Source organism: Vibrio sp. THAF64, assembly GCF_009363455.1.
In the GTDB taxonomy this organism is placed as follows: Bacteria; Pseudomonadota; Gammaproteobacteria; order Enterobacterales; family Vibrionaceae; genus Vibrio; species Vibrio coralliilyticus.
The window spans coordinates 1,440,887-1,458,746 of record NZ_CP045356.1 but is presented as its reverse complement, the minus strand read 5'-3'; the positions used below and the strand labels follow the sequence as shown (position 1 = coordinate 1,458,746).

Here is a 17,860-nt window from a genome sequence, read left to right as displayed (position 1 = left end):
ATTATTAACCAGAAAAAGTGTCCCAGATTGCTGTTTTGGGCAGTAACCTTTTGTTAACCCCTTCGCGCTTATTCTTCTCGCCATATTTAACACAACAGTAAATATGGGACGGAGATGAAATGAAACTGTTCGCTTCAATACTGGCCACTGCCGTGATTACTGGCTTTGTTTGGGGGCTGGTTGTACTTCAGCCAGCGATGGCTGACAGCAAGCAGCAAGCGCAGATCAAAAATGAATCAAGCGATGTTTCTCGTGACATGAAACGAGGCGATACGCCGCAGCAATACTTACGTGGAGTGACCAAAACAATCTCCCTTGAGTCCTTACCTTCGCTGTGGCGAGAATTCGATCGCAAGCTAGTTGAGCCCGATAAACTCCCAGACAACTTAGACAGAATCGTTGTCTTGTATCAAGACCTCAATAGCGACTTTACTGAAGCTCAAGTCACCATAGGCTACCCAACCGAAAAGAGCCCATTGGCGAGCGACTTAGTCACACTCCCTGCCATTGAAGAGGCAGAGCTACTGATGCATAGAGGTCAGCATTCAGAATCGGAACTCATGGATGCTTGGAGACGCATTAATTTCCAAAAGTCCGTCGATGCTTTAGTGGAGATCCACTACCTCAATTCACAAGGACAACCGGAATCCAGCCAGTTGTCTGTCTACTATAAATAAAGAGGCACAGGAGATACGTTATGGAGTTTATGTCTCAAATTTTCTCTGAGGCGACCATTATCTTCACCGAAACTTGGGTGGACGATAACTTTGTTCTCATTGCCGTTGCGATCTTTTTGATCGAGCTGATTCGATACGCGTTCAAAAAGAAACTAAGCTGGAATATGTTGGGTGACAGTGCGACCAACTTTGTGACACTGTTTTTCCTCTTAGTGACGATATTCTTTGTCGGCTTAGCCTATGTTGCAGCGTTTGTCTTTGCTTATGAGAATCTTAGCATGACCCATCTTCCTATCACCGGCTGGACCATTCTGGGTTGCTTGATACTGGCAGATTTAGCCTACTACTGGGAACACCGATTTTTGCACAGCAACGGCTTAGCGTGGGGGACACATTCCGTGCACCATAGCTCTCCGTATTTTAATATTTCCGTGGCTTACCGCTTCGGGCCGCTAGACTGGTTTTTCCCATTCTTTTTCCATTTGCCGTTAATACTGCTTGGTTTTAATCCTTTTGTGGTCCTGATGTGCGAAACCTTTGTTCAGCTATTCCAGACGCTGCTGCATACCGAAACCGTGAAGAAGTTTCCGAGACCGATAGAAGCCATCTTCAATACACCGTCACACCATAGGGTTCACCATGCGACGAATAAGCAATATCTGGATAAGAATTACGCGGGTATTCTGATCATTTGGGATCGTATGTTTGGTACCTTTGCTCGCGAAGACGAAGAGGTGAAATACGGAGTTTACCCACGGATTAATTCCGTCAATCCATTTAAAGTATACTTCCACGGCTATGCCAAACTGATTCAGCAATTGTGGCATGCACCAAGCTGGAGTTATCGCCTACAGCTTCTGGTCAAGCCGCCCATCTGGGCATGGAAACAAGAACAACAAAGGAAATAGAGCATCATGAGTATTAACGCCCTGCTAATCGAAGACGATAGAGATCTGGCCGAAGCCATCAGTGACTATATGGAGCTAGACGGCTTTGAGTTTGATTTTGCCTACAATGGCGCAGCAGGGCTTAATCTAGCGTTAACTAATCAATACGACATCATACTCACCGACATCAACATGCCCAAAATGGATGGTATTGACGTCTGTCAGTCACTCAGAGAGCAAGGCGTCAGTACTCCTGTTCTGATGCTCACCGCAAGAGATACACTCGATGACAAAGTCACGGGGTTTGCTGCTGGATCTGATGACTATTTGGTTAAACCTTTTGCCATGGAAGAGCTCAAAATTCGTCTGCAAGCGCTGATTCGGCGCTCACAAGGTACCGTCACCTATCTTAAAGTCGGTGATCTGAGTATCGACTTGGATAAGCATCAAGCCACTCGTGCGGGTCAAACCTTAAAGCTTCCACCTGTGTGTTGGAAAATGTTGGTTTGTCTGATGCGCAATAGCCCCAACGTCGTCAGTAAAACCAAACTCGAAGAAGAAGTCTGGGGAGATGAGCTTCCTAGTCCAGATAGCTTCAAAGTCCACCTATTTAAACTTCGTCAGGCTATCGATGCCCCTTTTGAGAGTAAGCTGGTTCATACCGTGCACGGCGTAGGGGTAACAATCAGAGAGGAGGAGGCATGACTCGGGTCAGTATAAAGCGCGATATCTACCTCTACCTTTTTGGTATCGTCATCAGCCTCACTGCCATTTATGGACTGATGATCAATCAGAGTTATCAAACGGGGCTGTATGAAGCCGCCAAGTATGGCTTTCTTTACGAGCTTAAAGCGGCGGAAAGCGAGTACCTCAAATCTGGGCAACTTCCTCAATCTCAAAGCAGTACGCTTCAGGTCTACCTCGATTTCAATCAAGTCCCGCAGAAGTTTCTGACCGCCTTCGACTGGAACAGCTTTGAGAACGACGCCATCTACGAACGCTATATCCCCGCCACCGATGCAGCGTCGGGCGAATATCTGTATGCCGCCTACCATCATATCCCCAGTATCGATGCCACCTTGTATGTGGTGTCTCAGTATGACGAGTCCATTTATCTGGAATTGTTTGAGCTCAATCCTCCCGAGTCGGTCAGCCAATTTAACTCTGCCTTTATCATGATTGGCGGCTTACTGTTGCTGGTCTTTCTGATCATTCGCTTATTGATCTATCGCCTGACGAAACCCATTCTCGTGCTTTCCCAGTGGTCGGAAACGCTGGATCTAAATCAGACAGAGAAACTAGAACGCTTTCGCTATCGCGAGGTGGACCTTCTCGCCAACCAGTTGGTCGAAAGTGTCCGCAATGAAAGAGATGCCATCGACCGCGAGGAATTCTTTCTCAGAGCCGCCAGTCACGAATTAAGAACACCCGTCTCGATTATGTCTGCCAGTGGCGAAATGCTTGGGCGCTTGTCTGATTCGATGCCGCGAGGCGGGCAAAGAGCGGTTGCTCGTATCCAACGTTCGGTGGCGACGATGCAAACCCTCATCACCACGTTGTTATGGATGAGCCGAAATACCCAGACGGAACTCGAAGCCAGCCGCGTCAACTTCAATCACCTTGCCAGTGAGATCATCGAAAGTCATCGCTATCTGATTGAAAGCAAAGACATCAGTGTAGAGTTGGACGCCAGCTCAGACTCTTTACAAACGCAGGTTCCACTCGCGCTAATCCAAATTGTCCTGAACAATTTAGTACGCAATGCTTTTCAACACAGCGCTGACGGCATTGTCCATATTGAATTGTCTGAGGAGCACATTACCATCTCCAATCCCGTAGAGCTGTCGGATAGTCAACAGTCCACCGAAACGTCCTTTGGAATTGGCTTGGCTCTGATTGAAAAAGTGTGTCGAAATCAGGGCTGGCACTTCATTCATCAGCAGAAAGATGACACCTATTTAGCCAAAGTCGATTTACAGAAAGAGTATGAATCGTAGACGGTAACCAAAAATTAACCTGCCATCGACTATCCTTGTTCCCAAGTTAAACAGCAGGAGTCAAACATGGGAACCTGGATTTTAGAAACATTACTTTGGGCAATCGTGACCGTTGCGGTTTGTGTCGCTATCTGGGGATTCACCCTACCTAATATCCTGATTGCATTGGGAGTCTCTGTCGGTGTCTCATTGCTACTCGGTAATAGCTGGCGCAGTTAACGGGATGTGTAAGACATCGAACCAAACGATGTTTACTTAATCATCCGAACAATGAGAGACCCCGGAGAACGCAGTGCTTCTAGGTTACAACTAAGGACAGTGCCAGATTCCGGGGCATAGTAACTTGCGACATCAAACCCTAGACTGTTGTATTGAATCGCAAGCAACTCACCCTTCTCAACCTTCTGCAACAAAGACACCTGTGGCTCTACAAAACCACCTTGCTTCGCCCGAATGCTGATGACTTGCTTCCCTTCTAGACACGAGTCATTTTCAACAACCTCACCTGGTAACACCTTATGATAACGCAGCACATTCAGAACGCCTTCTGCGGCGCGCTCAACCATTTCAGCATCATGGTATCGGCCAGAACCGACCTCCACAGTAATACTTGGTACACCATGCTGGTTCCAAGTGGACTCCAAAACGCCTGACTCACCCGGATCGTTCAAAATAACATCTGGATTCATTAGCTTAGCTAATGTCCTGGCCTGTTCAAGGCGGTAGTCAGCAAACACGTATAACGGGTAGCTGGTGCCGGTGGTTTGAGTATGCAAGTCAATCGCGATTTCGGCATTAGGCTTAAGTACATGCTGCCAAAGGTTACCTAAATAACGCGCTGCTTCATTGCCCGCTTTATCTCCGGGGAAAAAGCGATTGAGGTTGGCGGAAGAGACATCCGGATCAACGGTGTGAAAGTCACGACTATGGTGAAGAATGCCGCTTAGGTTGATGGTCGGGACGATAGTAACGCAACCTGCCAGCGATTGCCCTACCAGCGCTTTTGCTACTTTCAGAGCGGTAACAATACCGTTTTGCTCATCCCCATGAACACCTGCTGTGATCATGACTTTTGGACCAGGCTTCGCACCTTTAAATACTCGGACAGGCATTTGTTGCCACAAGCCAAGTGCGTCCGTAGCAACGGCAAATAAAAACGCATGCTCACCCGCTTGCAGTGAATCAACATCAAGCGAATGAATAATTGGAAAATGTTCCACCACAGGGGCAACGTCAGACATACCCAAACTTCCTTATAGAACAAAGGCGAGCATACACTCGCCTTGAAAAAACAGCTTACTTTAATCTCTGTTGCTAGTTGTGAATAGCACCAGATTAGAATTTTGTTAGGCAAATCCCGCCATGTGCGCGGCAACCACGACGATGCTGGAAAGCCCGAACAAAATCAACATAAAGCGACCACAGAACTTGACCCAAACGCCCCAGTCAATGCGACACACACCCAGCGTAGCCATTAGAGAGGCTGAGGTCGGAACGATGATGTTGGTAAAGCCGTCACCCAGCTGGAAAGCCAATACCGCAACTTGACGTGTCACACCTGTGATGTCAGCCAGAGGAGCCAACAACGGCATAGTAAGTGCTGCCTGACCAGAACCAGAGGTCACAAAGAAGTTAAAGATGGATTGGAACACATACATCAGCCAAGCCGCCATCACATCTGGCAAACCGCTGATCAAGCTTCCTGCGCTATTTAAAATCGAGTTTAGGACACTGGCTTCATCAGTTGAACCTCCGCCAAGGATCAGCAATACACCTTTGGCACAGCCAACCAGTAACGCAGGTGCCAGCATGATACTTGCACCATCTTTAAACGCCGCCGACGCTTCGTTTAACGTCATCCCATTAAGGCGGAAGATCGTGCCAAGAATCGCCACAATGAAGCCCATAGTGAAAAACTGAGAGGCAATTTCTGGGATATACCATGCGTGAGCGACAACCCCCCAAACAACCCAAGCTGTTGTGCCAACCACGGTTAGCAGCACTAATGTATCACCAAATGTCCATTTTACCGCTGGTTGGTCTGATGAATCCTGCTTTCTAAAGTAAGCATCTGTGTTGTAGGTGATCGATTTGCTTGGGTTCGCTTTAATTCGCGATGCATAAGCCATGGTAAAACCAATAGCTAGTAGGGTGAAGCCTGCCCACATGACCATTCGCATCGTCATCCCAGACAGCACCGGAACTCCGGCAATACCTTGTGCAATTGCAACGGAAAATGGATTCATCCAAGACGTCGCAAAACCAATTTGGGTCGCGACATAGGTGACCATTACGGTAGTGATGCTGTCATAACCCAATCTCACCATTAATGGCGCGATAATAATGGCAAAAGCGACCGCTTCTTCGCCCATACCAAAAACGGCTCCGCCCAAAGAAAACAGCAGAAACAGCACTGGAATGAATAAGATCTCGCTGCCCTTTGTTTTGTCGATCAGATAGAGGATACCGTTGTCTATCGTGCCAGTGCGGATGACCACACCAAACGAGCCACCGATAAGCAACATGAACATGATAACGCCAATAGCACTGCCCCATTTAGAACCTGAAACCAGCCCTTCAAAGGGGAAGTTCATCAGGCCAATACCGCCACCCGATGCAAAAAAACCAACGCTGTTGTACACCAGTTCCCCTTGCTCATCCCTCTCATAAGAGAAAGATTCAGGGTCGATGACTGAACGTGTTTTTTCTACTCCGTCCGCGATGTAGGCCACTTCCTGGCTCTCAAATGAGCCAGCGGGTACAAAGTAGGTGAGAATGGCAGCGAAGATACCGATAATAAAGATGAGAACTAAAGTGTCCGGCATCTGCCAGGTTTGGGCTTTTTCTACCCCAGATTGTTGTGTTTGAGCGTGTGACATTTTATGAATATTTATAGTTTAAAAACGCATAAAACATCACACAATTAGTTAGTATGTTCAACTATAAAAGAACTAAAAATCGCCCTTTGAAACAATTTAATACGAAAAAACAGCAATTCTTAATAATATAATTTCATCACTGTTAAATATTGTCGTTCAGGCAAAAACCACATAAATGGTAAGACCCTCATTGATAACTAATCAATCAACCGAACAACCAATGACCCCGGAGCACGAACCGACTCAACATTGTGGCTAATCACAGTCGCTTTGATTGGTGAGTAATACGTCTGGATCTCATCACCAAAGCTGTTGTATTGAGTGGCCAGCTTCTGCCCTGCTTCAACCAAATCCATCAGCTCAACATGGCAAATAACGAAACCGCCTTGCTCAGCCCGAACACTGGTGATTCGCTCGCCTTCCACACAAGGGTGATCCAGATCGACAACATCGCCTTCTATAAGCTGATAATCCTTGAGAACATTCTGTACTCCCGTGGTCGCGCGCTGAATCATCTCCAAGTCAGTGTATCGACCTATCCCAACTTCAATGGTGATGGATGGAATATCAGCTCGGTTGTAAACCGTTTCCAAAATCCCCGGGTCTCCGGGATCATTGAGAATCACATCGGGATTGATGAGTCTTGCCATTCGAATCGAATCATCCAATCGATAGTCAGCAAAAGCGTATAAAGGATAAGCCGAACCACTGGTCTGAGAATGGAGATCGATGGCCAAATCCGCATTGGGTTTCAGCAAGTTCTCCCAAAGGCTATTGGCATAGCGGCTAGCGTCATCGCCATTTGGATTACCTGGGAAGACGCGGTTAAGGTTAGCGGATGAGCTATCGGGGGCAGCAGAATGAAAGTCTCGACTATGCCTTGCTATTCCAGAAAGGTTAACAGTAGGCACTATGGTAATGCAGCCTGAGATAGACTGACCTTCCAACTCACGCGCCAGTTTTTGTGCCGTTAGAATTCCGTTTTGCTCATCACCATGAACACCTGCGGTAATCATGATACGTTTACCCGGTTTATCACCTTTAAACACACGTACAGGCAATGTCTGTGGATGACCAATGGCATCTGTGGCAACCGCAAACCAGAACTTATGCTCTCCCGGCTCCAATGCATTAACGTCCAACGCTTGTATCGTTGGATACATAGGCACAATGCACTCATTTAGTGGCTTCGTCATCAGTTCTCTTCCCTTAAACAGCGGCGACCATTTTTTGCAGCAGGCGGATGATTTCATCACGCTCTTCAGGATCAAGCGAGCTAAGCAGCTTTTGATTGATCGCCATAGGGATAGGAACCAAGGTTTCCTTTAACGCTCTTCCTTCATCAGTCAGATAAATACGAAAAGCGCGACGGCTATTAGGATCAGGCTGACGCTTAACCAGACCTAAATTTTCCAACTTATCAAGAGTGCGTGTCGTAGTTGAATTTTCCACTTTGGATTTCTGAGCGATATCGCGCTGGGTCACGCCTTCCTCTTCCCACAAACACATAAGCGTTGGCCAAAGGGCAAGTGTTAATCCATGCTTTTTTAGTTCCGTATCAAAGGTTTTTGCAGCATCATTCGCCACCACATTGATCAACCAGCCAAAGCTGCTTTGTCTATCAAACGTCTCACTCATCGACGAGTTCTCTCAACCAGTAAATTTACAAAGAAAAGGCAATAATTGTCATGGTAACTGATGTAGCTATAACTAGCACTAGCAAAGCTCGAAGTTGAGAAACAAACAGAAGAGCCGGATACTCAAACACGCCTTTCTGAACACCAGTGACCATCGCCCAAGTTAACGGCTTAGCACGCAGTTTATAAACAATAATTGCCCCTACATGCAGCGCGATCAAAACCGGAAGAACATTAGCCAAGGTTAAATGCACCACTTCCAGCATATTGAATAAGCCATCCGTTAGCCAAATCTCCGCCAGAGGCAAATTGTCTAACATCCCAGCTAACGCCAAACCAGAAACGCACTGTAGAAGCAATGCCGTGATCATAGCCACAACCATCCACCCACCCGCTGGATTGTGGCCAGGTTGTGCACTTGCCCTACCCATCATATAGCGGACAACTACTTTAGGTGAACGTAGAAACTGCCTGAAACGGCTGGTTTCGCTACCCACATAACCCCAAATTAATCGCCAAAGAATAAGGGTGAACAAGGCTAACCCGAGTTGTACATGCGGGCCGTTACCTGAAAACCCAGACGCCATTAATGCAATAAACAAAACAGCTTGTAACCAGTGATAAAGGCGTGTCGCCAGATCCCAAACTTTCATTTTCCACCTCGACGGTATTGTTGATGAACTAATCTTTGCATAAATTTACACAGCAATAGTTGCAATTGCAACTATTGCTGTGTAAATTTAATTTCATCAACGAAGAAGATCCCTTTCGGATCGATTAATCAGGAGAGAGTCACATGAAAAAGATACTCATCGGTTTAGCAGTGGTGCTGCCTTTAACTGCAATTGCACAAGACTTTAGTCAGCAGATAACAGAACGCCAGAATGCCTTTGAAGGCATTGAATCGACCAGCAAACTGGTCAACAAAACCTTGAATGGCCGTGATACCGATTGGAGAAAGCTTGAAAATCAAAGCCAAAAGTTAGCAAACCACAGTCAAACGCTGCTGACTCTTTTTCCGCAAGGTAGCCATGTAGATAGCAAAGCAAAGCCTGAAATCTGGAGTAAACCAGACAAATTCAATCAATTGCTCACACAAATGGATCAAGGCTTTCAAGACCTCTATCAAGCGAGCCAGAACAAAGACATTAAGATGGCCGAATCAGGTTTTGAAAGCGCTCAAGATACCTGCCGCAGTTGCCATCGCAGCTACCGTTCTCGCTGGTAACTTCATTTAATAACAACAGACAGCAATAACAAATACAGCCATTTTCAAACTATTAAGGAAATAACATGAAATTTATTCGCTCATCCGTACTCTTAATCTCTCTTTTTATTTCAGGTACCGTCTTCGCTGCGGACTATGGCGTCGAGCTATCATGGAACACAGACAATGCTGAGCAAGTATTAAAAACGCTACCAGAACAAAAAGCCGCATTTGGCGAGTTAATTGAGCAAGGAGCTGTCAAAGATATGTTTGTTATTCGAAGCAAAGTGGATGGCAAACCGATTCAGTTATTGAGGTTCGTACTTGAGGCAGACAGCGAAGCCGATGTACAGCGTAAGCTAAAAGACTTGCCTATGTACCAAAAGGAGCTGGTCAAGATCAGTAACATCCGCATGTTGGGATCTAAATGGCTAGATAACACGCCTGTCTACAACAACTACGGTGTTGTCATCACTTGGAAAGAAGGCATAGAAGCGCTTGAAATGGACAGAGTATTAGGCATCGACTTGCAGCGTGTCATCAGCCTCAATCAAGCTGGGTTTATTACCTCCTCTTATCTTGATACGCAGAAACTATCTAATGGTGTCGTACGCCCCATTTACTCAGTCTCTTTCCTTGCAAAAGATGCACAGCATGCTCGTGAACTCAGTAACCAGTTTGAAGCGGTAACTCTAGGTTATGCCACTATCGAAATTCAGCACTTAGGCCACAAGATTAGCTTAAGTCGATAATAAAAAAGCGGACTGTAAAGTCCGCTTTTATTTAAGATTCTTTGGTCGACGTGACCACAACACTAAACAAAATTAACACCCCACCAATAACCTGCATTGTAGTGAACGACTCCTGCAACCAAGCCATAGCAAATAGGGCGCCGAATAACGGCTCACTCCCCATCAGCAAGGATACGCGCGTTGGAGACGTACGGCGCACTGCATAGTTCTGAACATAAAAGGCAAACAAGGTACAGAACAAGACGAGATAGATGACCGTTAGCCAAAACTCCCATGAAGCAGGAACAACAAACTCAGATGTAGGTAAGTAAGTGACGGCGCATACAATCGCCACCAATGCCACAACTAATGATTGGAGCGATGTTAAGGTTGATGTGGTGATCACCTTACCTTCCGTAAACCGCTTGGTCATAGTAACCATTAATGCACGGAGCAGAGCTGCCGTTAAAATGAAGTAATCACCACTGTTTAGGGAAAACTCAACACTCTCTTCGCTCGTCAGTAATAAAACGCCAGCCACACTGCAAGCCGTTAGCCCCCATAAGGTATTACTGACCTTCTTTTTATTGATCAACAGCTCTGCGAAAGCGGTCAGAATGACAGACATGCTGATCAAAAACGCCGCGTTTGATGCTGAGGTTTGGGAAACGCCAAACACTTCACAGAAAAAAATCGCCGATAGAATAAAACCAGTGGGAATCGCTATCTTCCAGTCTTTATTCAATCCCCGGCGAAAGTCTCGAATCACCACAGGTAACAGACATAAAAAGGTGATCGAAAATCGTATCGAGATAAACACCAGAACACTTGTGTATGCCAAGGCACTTTTCGTCAGGCCGTAACTCGTCCCCCAAAATATCGCAACCAGCAACAACAATGATTCCGTTACGGGGAACCTCACATTCCCTTTTTTTAGCGAATTTGCAGCTGTTGTCATTTCATTCCTCCATCCTTGTGAATGCTATTGCGAGTACGTCCCTGTACGCGCACTTGTCCAAATAAATAAGTCCTTTGTAGTTGGTGATAAAAACACTGAATCACGAGATTTGTTTTAATGGTTCAGGCCCAAATCTCGAAAAAGATTAACGTTGAATAGTTTGATGCAGTACTACGGTGTTGTTTAATGACTGAATGCCGTTAAACGACTCTATTTCGTTACACAGGGTATATATCGACTGAAGATCTGGCGCTTCAATGAGAGCAATAATGTCATAAGATCCTCCCACGATACTCGTCAGCCTTACCTCTGGAATCTCTCTAAGAGCTTCCGTCACATTATTCTTTTTGCCTTTCTCACATGAAATCAGCAAGTAACTTGCTGCTGTTCTGCCTTCTTGCTCAACTCTGATCTGTGCGGTGTAGCCTTTAATGATACCGGTTTTTTCCAACCGGTTGATGCGCTCGGTAACTGCGGTGCGCGACAAGCCAATGTTACGCGATAAGTTAGCGATTGACTCGCGGCCATTAGATAAAAGGTTAGAGAGAATTTTCCGATCCAGTTTATCTAGGCCCTGAAGGTTAGTCGTTGACATCATATATCCTGCCTTACGTTGTTATTATTCATTTGCTTTTTATAGGTTGATGGTTTTTGGTAAAGAGAGTCGATACAACTCTACTGGGGTAAAGTCGGTTGTTTTTCGAGAGTGGAGCTATCCGTCATAACCATCAAAACCAGACAGCTCACCCTTGTTCACAATGATTCGACGCTCTAGTCACGAGCTAACTGGATAATCATTGAGATGCATCACCAGCACTTCTTATTTGTTCATACATCACGTATTGAAAGCACTGGGGATACTGTCAATTGACTTGCTCAGTATCCATAAGTAACTTGAGCGAAACAATACAGCCAAAATGCAAAGGATAATTGCACTGTGGACACAAATAAATTAATCCCTCTCTTATCAGAGATGGCAATTTTCGTCAGTGTTGTCGAGTCAGGAAGTTTTTCAAAAACCGCCCAGAAGTTAGGTGTCTCACCGTCTTCCGTTAGTCGTTCTATTACTAGGCTGGAAAGTGCATTGCAGGAAAGGCTACTGGAAAGAACTACCCGAAAAATGCGCCTGAGCACCACAGGGCAAGAAGTTTATAGCCTTTGCAATGACATGATGAACTCAGCCAAAATGGCGATATCCGCCGCTCAAGCTGACAAAACGAATGTATCCGGCGCGTTACGAGTCGCAGCACCAAAAGCCCTGTCACGACAAGTTTTGATGCCGATGATTTTGGATTTCATCGACTACTACCCCAATATCTCATTGCAGCTAAAAGCCGCCGATCACTATATCGATCCAATAGGTGATGAAGTAGACATACTCATCCATATCACTGACAACCCCACAGAAGGCCTAATCGCCAAACAATTAAGCCAGTGTCGTCTGATCATGTGTGCCAGTCCTTCCTACATTGAAAAGCATGGTATGCCCACGCACCCAAAAGATATATCTGAGCATAACTGCCTGTGTTTAGGGGAGAATCCAAAAGATCGAATATGGGACTTCACCAATAACAATAAAAAACTATCGATAAATGTGATTGGTTCATTCGCGGTAAACCACAGTGAAATTCGCCGAGAAGCGGTATTACGTGGAGTAGGAATTTCTGTTTTTCCTGAGTTCGTGATTCAGCCTTACATCGATTCAGGAGACGTAGTTGAGGTGCTAAAAGACTGGCATGTCGGTGGAAACTACCAAGGCAAAATTATTGCTCAATATGCTCAATCTAAATACATACCCAGCCAGATTAAGACTTTTATCGAGTACTTGCAAAGTCGCTTCAATGAACAGCAGCAAATAAAAAAGGGCAGCTAAACTACTTAGCTACCCTTTTACTCATCATCAAAAGCCCTATGCGTTGTCGATATCTGCCACCATGGCTTTGGCCAGCGCCTCTGCCACTTTAATACCATCAATGCCCGCAGATAGGATACCACCTGCGTAGCCCGCACCTTCACCAGCAGGGAAGAAGCCTTTCAAATTGATGCTCTGGAAGTCTTTGCCACGTTTAATGCATACTGGCGAAGAGGTACGAGTCTCAACACCTGTTAGTAAACCGTCTTCTGACGCGAACCCTTTAATCTTCTTATCAAAAGCAGGAATAGCTTCACGAATCGCTTCGATTGCAAAATCCGGTAGCGCTTTAGAAATATCTGTCAGATGGATACCTGGCGTAAATGATGGTTGAACGTCACCGATCTCACTTGGATCGCGACCTTTCAGGAAGTCACCAATTTTCTGCGCTGGTGCATCATAGTTTTCGCCACCTAGTACATAAGCACCTGACTCAAGCTCACGCTGGAAACGGATACCAGCCAGAGGATCACCAGGGTAATCTCGCTCAGGATCAATACCTACAACAATTGCACTGTTTGCGTTACGTTCTGAGCGCGAATACTGGCTCATACCATTAGTCACAACGCGGCCTTCTTCTGACGTTGCCGCAACCACTGTGCCACCCGGACACATACAGAAGCTGTAAACGGTGCGGCCATTCTTACAATGGTGAACCAGCTTATAGTCCGCAGCACCCAAAATAGGGTTACCTGCATTAGGACCAAAACGTGCTTCATCAATCATCGATTGCTTGTGCTCAACACGGAAGCCGACAGAAAACGGCTTAGCTTCCATATAAACACCACGCTCATGCAGCATTTCAAAGGTGTCACGTGCACTGTGTCCAACCGCTAACACAACATAACGAGATTGAATCTCTTCACCGTTTGATAGTGTTAGACCTGTAATTTGCTCTCCGTCCATGTGGATATCATCGACGCGAGTGCTAAAGCGGATCTCACCACCCAGCTCGATGATTTTCGCGCGCATTTTCTCAATCATGGTCACCAGTTTAAAGGTACCAATATGTGGCTTACTGACGTATAGAATTTCTTCTGGTGCGCCCGCTTCCACGAACTCAGTGATCACCTTTCTGCCGTAGAAGTTTGGATCTTTAACCTGACTGTAGAGTTTGCCGTCGGAGAACGTACCTGCCCCGCCTTCACCGAACTGTACATTGGACTCTGTGTTCAGAGTACGTTTACGCCAAAAGCCAAAGGTATCTTTGGTACGCTCACGAACTTCTTTACCTCGCTCAACCACAATCGGCTTAAAGCCGCTTTGCGCTAGAATCAATGCAGCAAACAAGCCACAAGGGCCGAAGCCGATAACCACCGGACGTTCAGTGATGTTCTCTGGAGCCTTAGCGACAAACTTGTACTCCATATCTGGAGTCTGTTTAACATGCGGGTCATCCGCAAATTTCACCAACAATGGCTCATCGTTTTCAACGACAACATCAAGTGTGTAAATCAACAGAATATTTGTCTTTTTACGAGCATCGTAACCACGTCGAAATACATTGAAAGAGATCACTTGGTCTTCAGAAATACCGAGTTTTTTGGTGATGGCGGCAATCAGTGCCTCTTCCTCGTGGTCGAGAGGGAGTTTAATTTCAGTTAAACGTATCATGTTGATGTCTCGTAATATCAGGTGTCTTAGCCAGAGTCGCTCAGCGACCAGCTCACAATGGCGCGCATTTTACGAGAATTTGAATTGTCTGTCATACTAAATCAGGCGAGAACAAAACATTCACGGTAGAGGATGTTGAATTTTGCCTTGGGATGAGTATTATCCCCATTCCTCAATTTTTGATTAACTTAAGAGCGGATCATCATGGCGTTCGTCGTAACCGATAACTGCATTCAATGTAAATATACTGACTGTGTAGCAGTATGCCCTGCAGATGCCTTCCACGAAGGGCCAAACTTCATGGTGATCAATCCGATTGAATGCATTGACTGCGGCTTATGTGTCGATGAGTGTGACGCGAATGCTATTTTTCAGGAAGACGAAGTGCCTGCAGACCAAACGCTTTACGTTGAGCTAAATGCCCAACTTGCCGAACTATGGCCTGTGCAAACCGAAGTTAAGCCAGCTATGGATGAAGCCGAGAAGTGGAATGGTGTGCCAGATAAGCTGGGTATGCTAGAGAAATAAAGCACTCTACCTTCAGATACAAAAAAGCGCAGTAAATCACTGCGCTTTTTTTGCATTCAGGACTTTTTATTCACCATGCTGACGACGCAAGTTATCTAAAATAATTCCCGTCGCCATCGCCACGTTGAGTGACTCTGCACCACCAAAAGCGGGAATGGTTATCTTGTCGGTGACAAACTTAGCGGCTTGCTCACGTATACCATGAGATTCACTGCCCATCAGAAGAATACCCTCAGCGTTAAATTCCGTTTTGTGGATACTTTCGCCTTCCAAGAACGCGCCATATACAGGAATGCTTGCCTGCTCTAAGTAACTTGGCAGATCCAGTTGACTGACTGTGACACGGCCAAAACTGCCCATAGTGGCACTGATGGTTTTCGGGTTGTACGGGTCCGCGCAATCTTTACTCGCGACAATATGCTTGATGCCATACCAGTCAGCAACACGAATGATGGTGCCGAGATTACCGGGGTCTGACACGCCATCCAGAGCAATTATCAAGCCCTGAGCTTGAGGTACTTTAACCGAAGGAATTTCTACCACCGCAATTGCTGCGTTATTGCTGACCAGCGTACTGGCTTTGGTCAAATCATCTAATGACGCCTCAATGCATTCAAAATCATTTAATTGACTTTGGTTTGCGGTCAAAAATTCGCCAGTAGCGAAAATCTGTTTTACTTGAAGCTCACTGTTCACCAATTCAAGTACGTTCTTCTCACCTTGGACCAAAAACAGACCGTGCGCTTTGCGCTGTTTCTTTTGGCCTAAAGCACGTAGTAATTTGAGTTGGTTTTTCGAAATCATAATGTATCCAAGGTGAAAACGGGATGTCCCAGATAAAAGCGCGGCAATTATAGAGTAAAGCACCTCAGAGCTAAAGAGTCTCATCCCCTAATCCACAATCATAAAAAAGCGAAGGCTAAACCTTCGCTTTACCTCTAACTCCAGCGGAGAACTCGCACTTCATTACCTTCTTCAGGCTTGGCGGGAATATTAAGCGACAAAATGAACGAAACGACCGCCATTGCCGCGCCAATGTAGAATACGGCTGACGGGGACACTAACCAGATAAGGCCAAAGGATACCGGGATAAATACCGCTGCAATATGATTGATGGTGAATGACACACCCGCTGTCGAAGCCATGTCTGCAGGATCGGCAATTTTTTGTAGATAGGTTTTGATCGCTAACGCTAAAGCGAAGAATAGATGATCAATAACGTACAAGGCTGCCGCCCATTCCGCACTTTGCACCAAGCCGTAACCAATAAAGACAAATATCAAACCTGTGTATTCAAACAACAAAGCTTTACGTTCACCCACTTTACCGATGAACTTGCCAATTCTTTTCGCGAACAGGAAGTTAAACAGGTAGTTGATCAGAAATAGCATGGTGATATCTGCCGCCGAGTAACCAAACTTCTCCACCATCAGGAAGCCTGCGAAAACAGTAAAGATTTGTCGACGTGCACCACTCATAAACGTCAGAGCGTAGTACAACCAATAACGCTTGCGCAGCACCAGTTTTTTATTCTGCTGGACTTGGGTTTGGAACTGAGGAAATGCAAACGCCATCCAAACCACCAGTAGAAAACCAATGCCACCAAAAGTCAGATACACCCACTTGAAGTCCATTTGAAACACTTCCAGACAGACCCATAGCGCACCATAAGTGATTAGCGATGCCAAAGCGCCCACAGAAATAAACTTACCCAGCATCTCTGGCGCTTCGTCTTTTGAAAGCCATTGCAAAGAGAGAGACTGCTTTAGGGTTTCAAAATAGTGAAAACCAGTAGACATTAACAAAGTCGTTAATAGCAATCCAAACAATGAAGGGAAAAAGCCAGTAATTGCGGTACCCAGAGTAAGCGCCCCAAGCGCGAGTAGCATGAACTTCTGTTCGCGAATGAACATCAGAACAAATACGGCGGTGAACGCTAAGAAACCCGGAATTTCACGGACACTTTGAAGAAGACCAATATCAGCACCATCAAAGTTCGCTTTTTCAATAACAAAGTTGTTAAGCAGCGCCATCCAACTAGAGAAAGCGATGGGCACCACAATAGAAATGATGATCAAAAAATTCTGAGGAGTTTTCCAGCCAGCCGACGTGTTCATTTTTTATTCCTTTTATGAGCTCTCAAACACCTTAAGTCTTCGCCAACAAATAAACAAACTTATTTACAATTTATACGTCTTCGCCAACGTTCAAGCTTCAAACGTGTCAGAATTAAATTTAGACCTATTAAAACAAGTGAAAACAATGCTTTATCTTTGGTTACTTGCTCGTTATGGTTGAGTCATGTTTAACCAGTCGAGAAGGTAATAATATGGAAATAATAATTCGCCCTACTCTAGTGAGCGATGCAGCCGCAATGTGTGAAATTTTTTCACAACCTAAGGCGCAGCGTGAAACCCTCCAACTCCCTAAGCCATCTGTGGCAATGTGGACACAACGACTGGAAAACATGCCTACTGGAGTCTATAGCTTTGTCGCGGAACTAGACGGAAAAGTAGTAGGGAACATCGGTTTTGAGCACTCTCAGCGACCGCGTACCGCTCACCGCGGCACTTTTGGGTTAGCAGTTCATGATGATTATCATGGAATGGGCATCGCCAGTAAGCTGATCGAAACTGTCCTTGATTTAGCGGATAACTGGCTGCAAATAAAGCGCGTTCATCTCGAAGTTAATACCGATAATGGCGCGGCCATCGCGTGCTATAAGAAATTTGGCTTTGAAATCGAAGGTGAAGCGAAGAATGCGGTATTCAGAGAGGGCAAATACCAAAGCACTTATTATATGGCAAGGATGAAACCAGAGTAATAAGGGTAA

Annotated in this window: 20 protein-coding genes; 10 read left to right on the top strand and 10 right to left on the bottom strand. The window is 45.6% G+C overall.

Annotation, left to right across the window (positions count from 1 at the left end; translation table 11 throughout):
- Positions 1–119: 119 nt before the first annotated feature.
- The 5 genes from FIU99_RS23085 to FIU99_RS27395 all read left to right on the top strand — a co-directional run bounded on the left by FIU99_RS23085 (position 120) and on the right by FIU99_RS27395 (position 3,780).
- Positions 120–677 carry a hypothetical protein gene (locus FIU99_RS23085; protein WP_006961530.1) on the top strand — a complete coding sequence of 186 codons (558 nt, stop codon included), beginning with the start codon at positions 120–122 and terminating at the stop codon, positions 675–677.
- A 20-nt stretch (positions 678–697) separates the two neighbouring features.
- Positions 698–1,585, top strand: coding sequence for a sterol desaturase family protein (locus FIU99_RS23080; protein ID WP_006961532.1), 888 nt, complete (start codon positions 698–700; stop codon positions 1,583–1,585).
- Positions 1,586–1,591: 6 nt separating this feature from the next.
- On the top strand, positions 1,592–2,269 hold the full coding sequence (locus FIU99_RS23075) for a response regulator transcription factor (RefSeq protein ID WP_006961534.1): 678 nt from the start codon (positions 1,592–1,594) through the stop codon (positions 2,267–2,269).
- Positions 2,266–3,561: a HAMP domain-containing sensor histidine kinase gene (locus tag FIU99_RS23070; RefSeq protein WP_006961536.1), complete on the top strand. Its 1,296-nt coding sequence runs from the start codon at positions 2,266–2,268 to the stop codon at positions 3,559–3,561. Before FIU99_RS23075 ends, FIU99_RS23070 begins: the two co-directional genes overlap by 4 nt.
- A 66-nt stretch (positions 3,562–3,627) precedes the next feature.
- Positions 3,628–3,780 (top strand): hypothetical protein, encoded by a 153-nt coding sequence (locus tag FIU99_RS27395; RefSeq protein ID WP_006961538.1) that lies wholly within the window; start codon positions 3,628–3,630, stop codon positions 3,778–3,780.
- A 32-nt stretch (positions 3,781–3,812) separates the two neighbouring features.
- On the opposite strand, the gene FIU99_RS23065 is transcribed toward FIU99_RS27395, so the two are convergent.
- The 5 genes from FIU99_RS23065 to FIU99_RS23045 all read right to left on the bottom strand — a co-directional run bounded on the left by FIU99_RS23065 (position 3,813) and on the right by FIU99_RS23045 (position 8,730).
- Complete coding sequence (locus tag FIU99_RS23065; RefSeq protein ID WP_006961540.1) at positions 3,813–4,802, bottom strand: succinylglutamate desuccinylase/aspartoacylase family protein; 990 nt, start codon at positions 4,800–4,802, stop codon at positions 3,813–3,815.
- Positions 4,803–4,907: 105 nt separating this feature from the next.
- Positions 4,908–6,386 (bottom strand): putative basic amino acid antiporter YfcC, encoded by a 1,479-nt coding sequence (yfcC, locus tag FIU99_RS23060; protein WP_039952265.1) that lies wholly within the window; start codon positions 6,384–6,386, stop codon positions 4,908–4,910.
- A gap of 251 nt (positions 6,387–6,637) precedes the next feature.
- Complete coding sequence (locus tag FIU99_RS23055) at positions 6,638–7,636, bottom strand: succinylglutamate desuccinylase/aspartoacylase family protein (RefSeq protein ID WP_006961545.1); 999 nt, start codon at positions 7,634–7,636, stop codon at positions 6,638–6,640.
- Positions 7,637–7,649: 13 nt separating this feature from the next.
- On the bottom strand, positions 7,650–8,078 hold the full coding sequence (locus tag FIU99_RS23050) for a MarR family winged helix-turn-helix transcriptional regulator (RefSeq protein ID WP_152472565.1): 429 nt from the start codon (positions 8,076–8,078) through the stop codon (positions 7,650–7,652).
- 25 nt (positions 8,079–8,103) lie between these two features.
- Entirely contained in the window at positions 8,104–8,730 is a 627-nt protein-coding gene (locus FIU99_RS23045) for a cytochrome b/b6 domain-containing protein (protein ID WP_006961547.1), read from the bottom strand.
- Between the two features lie 143 nt (positions 8,731–8,873).
- Between FIU99_RS23045 and FIU99_RS23040 the strand changes: the two genes are divergently transcribed.
- On the top strand, positions 8,874–9,305 hold the full coding sequence (locus FIU99_RS23040) for a cytochrome c (RefSeq protein WP_006961549.1): 432 nt from the start codon (positions 8,874–8,876) through the stop codon (positions 9,303–9,305).
- 65 nt (positions 9,306–9,370) lie between these two features.
- Positions 9,371–10,036, top strand: coding sequence for a hypothetical protein (locus tag FIU99_RS23035; RefSeq protein WP_006961551.1), 666 nt, complete (start codon positions 9,371–9,373; stop codon positions 10,034–10,036).
- Positions 10,037–10,067: 31 nt separating this feature from the next.
- Here the strand turns inward: FIU99_RS23035 and FIU99_RS23030 are convergent, their stop codons facing one another.
- Together FIU99_RS23030 and FIU99_RS23025 are read right to left on the bottom strand one after the other, a co-directional pair.
- Positions 10,068–10,973 (bottom strand): DMT family transporter, encoded by a 906-nt coding sequence (locus FIU99_RS23030; protein WP_152472564.1) that lies wholly within the window; start codon positions 10,971–10,973, stop codon positions 10,068–10,070.
- 145 nt (positions 10,974–11,118) lie between these two features.
- A complete protein-coding gene (locus tag FIU99_RS23025; RefSeq protein WP_019274291.1) occupies positions 11,119–11,571 on the bottom strand; it encodes an Lrp/AsnC family transcriptional regulator in 453 nt (150 codons plus the stop codon).
- A 339-nt stretch (positions 11,572–11,910) separates the two neighbouring features.
- Here FIU99_RS23025 and FIU99_RS23020 point away from each other — a divergent pair, with 339 nt between their 5' ends.
- Positions 11,911–12,846 carry a LysR family transcriptional regulator gene (locus FIU99_RS23020; protein ID WP_006961559.1) on the top strand — a complete coding sequence of 312 codons (936 nt, stop codon included), beginning with the start codon at positions 11,911–11,913 and terminating at the stop codon, positions 12,844–12,846.
- 36 nt (positions 12,847–12,882) lie between these two features.
- Here the strand turns inward: FIU99_RS23020 and FIU99_RS23015 are convergent, their stop codons facing one another.
- Complete coding sequence (locus FIU99_RS23015) at positions 12,883–14,499, bottom strand: NAD(P)/FAD-dependent oxidoreductase (protein WP_006961561.1); 1,617 nt, start codon at positions 14,497–14,499, stop codon at positions 12,883–12,885.
- Positions 14,500–14,703: 204 nt separating this feature from the next.
- Between FIU99_RS23015 and fdxA the strand changes: the two genes are divergently transcribed.
- Positions 14,704–15,027, top strand: coding sequence for a ferredoxin FdxA (gene fdxA, locus FIU99_RS23010; RefSeq protein WP_039952177.1), 324 nt, complete (start codon positions 14,704–14,706; stop codon positions 15,025–15,027).
- 66 nt (positions 15,028–15,093) lie between these two features.
- On the opposite strand, the gene FIU99_RS23005 is transcribed toward fdxA, so the two are convergent.
- Together FIU99_RS23005 and FIU99_RS23000 are read right to left on the bottom strand one after the other, a co-directional pair.
- Positions 15,094–15,831 carry an RNA methyltransferase gene (locus FIU99_RS23005; RefSeq protein ID WP_006961565.1) on the bottom strand — a complete coding sequence of 246 codons (738 nt, stop codon included), beginning with the start codon at positions 15,829–15,831 and terminating at the stop codon, positions 15,094–15,096.
- Positions 15,832–15,965: 134 nt separating this feature from the next.
- On the bottom strand, positions 15,966–17,144 hold the full coding sequence (locus tag FIU99_RS23000) for an MFS transporter (protein WP_006961566.1): 1,179 nt from the start codon (positions 17,142–17,144) through the stop codon (positions 15,966–15,968).
- 212 nt (positions 17,145–17,356) lie between these two features.
- Between FIU99_RS23000 and FIU99_RS22995 the strand changes: the two genes are divergently transcribed.
- Positions 17,357–17,851 (top strand): GNAT family N-acetyltransferase, encoded by a 495-nt coding sequence (locus tag FIU99_RS22995; RefSeq protein WP_006961567.1) that lies wholly within the window; start codon positions 17,357–17,359, stop codon positions 17,849–17,851.
- Positions 17,852–17,860 lie beyond the last annotated feature (9 nt).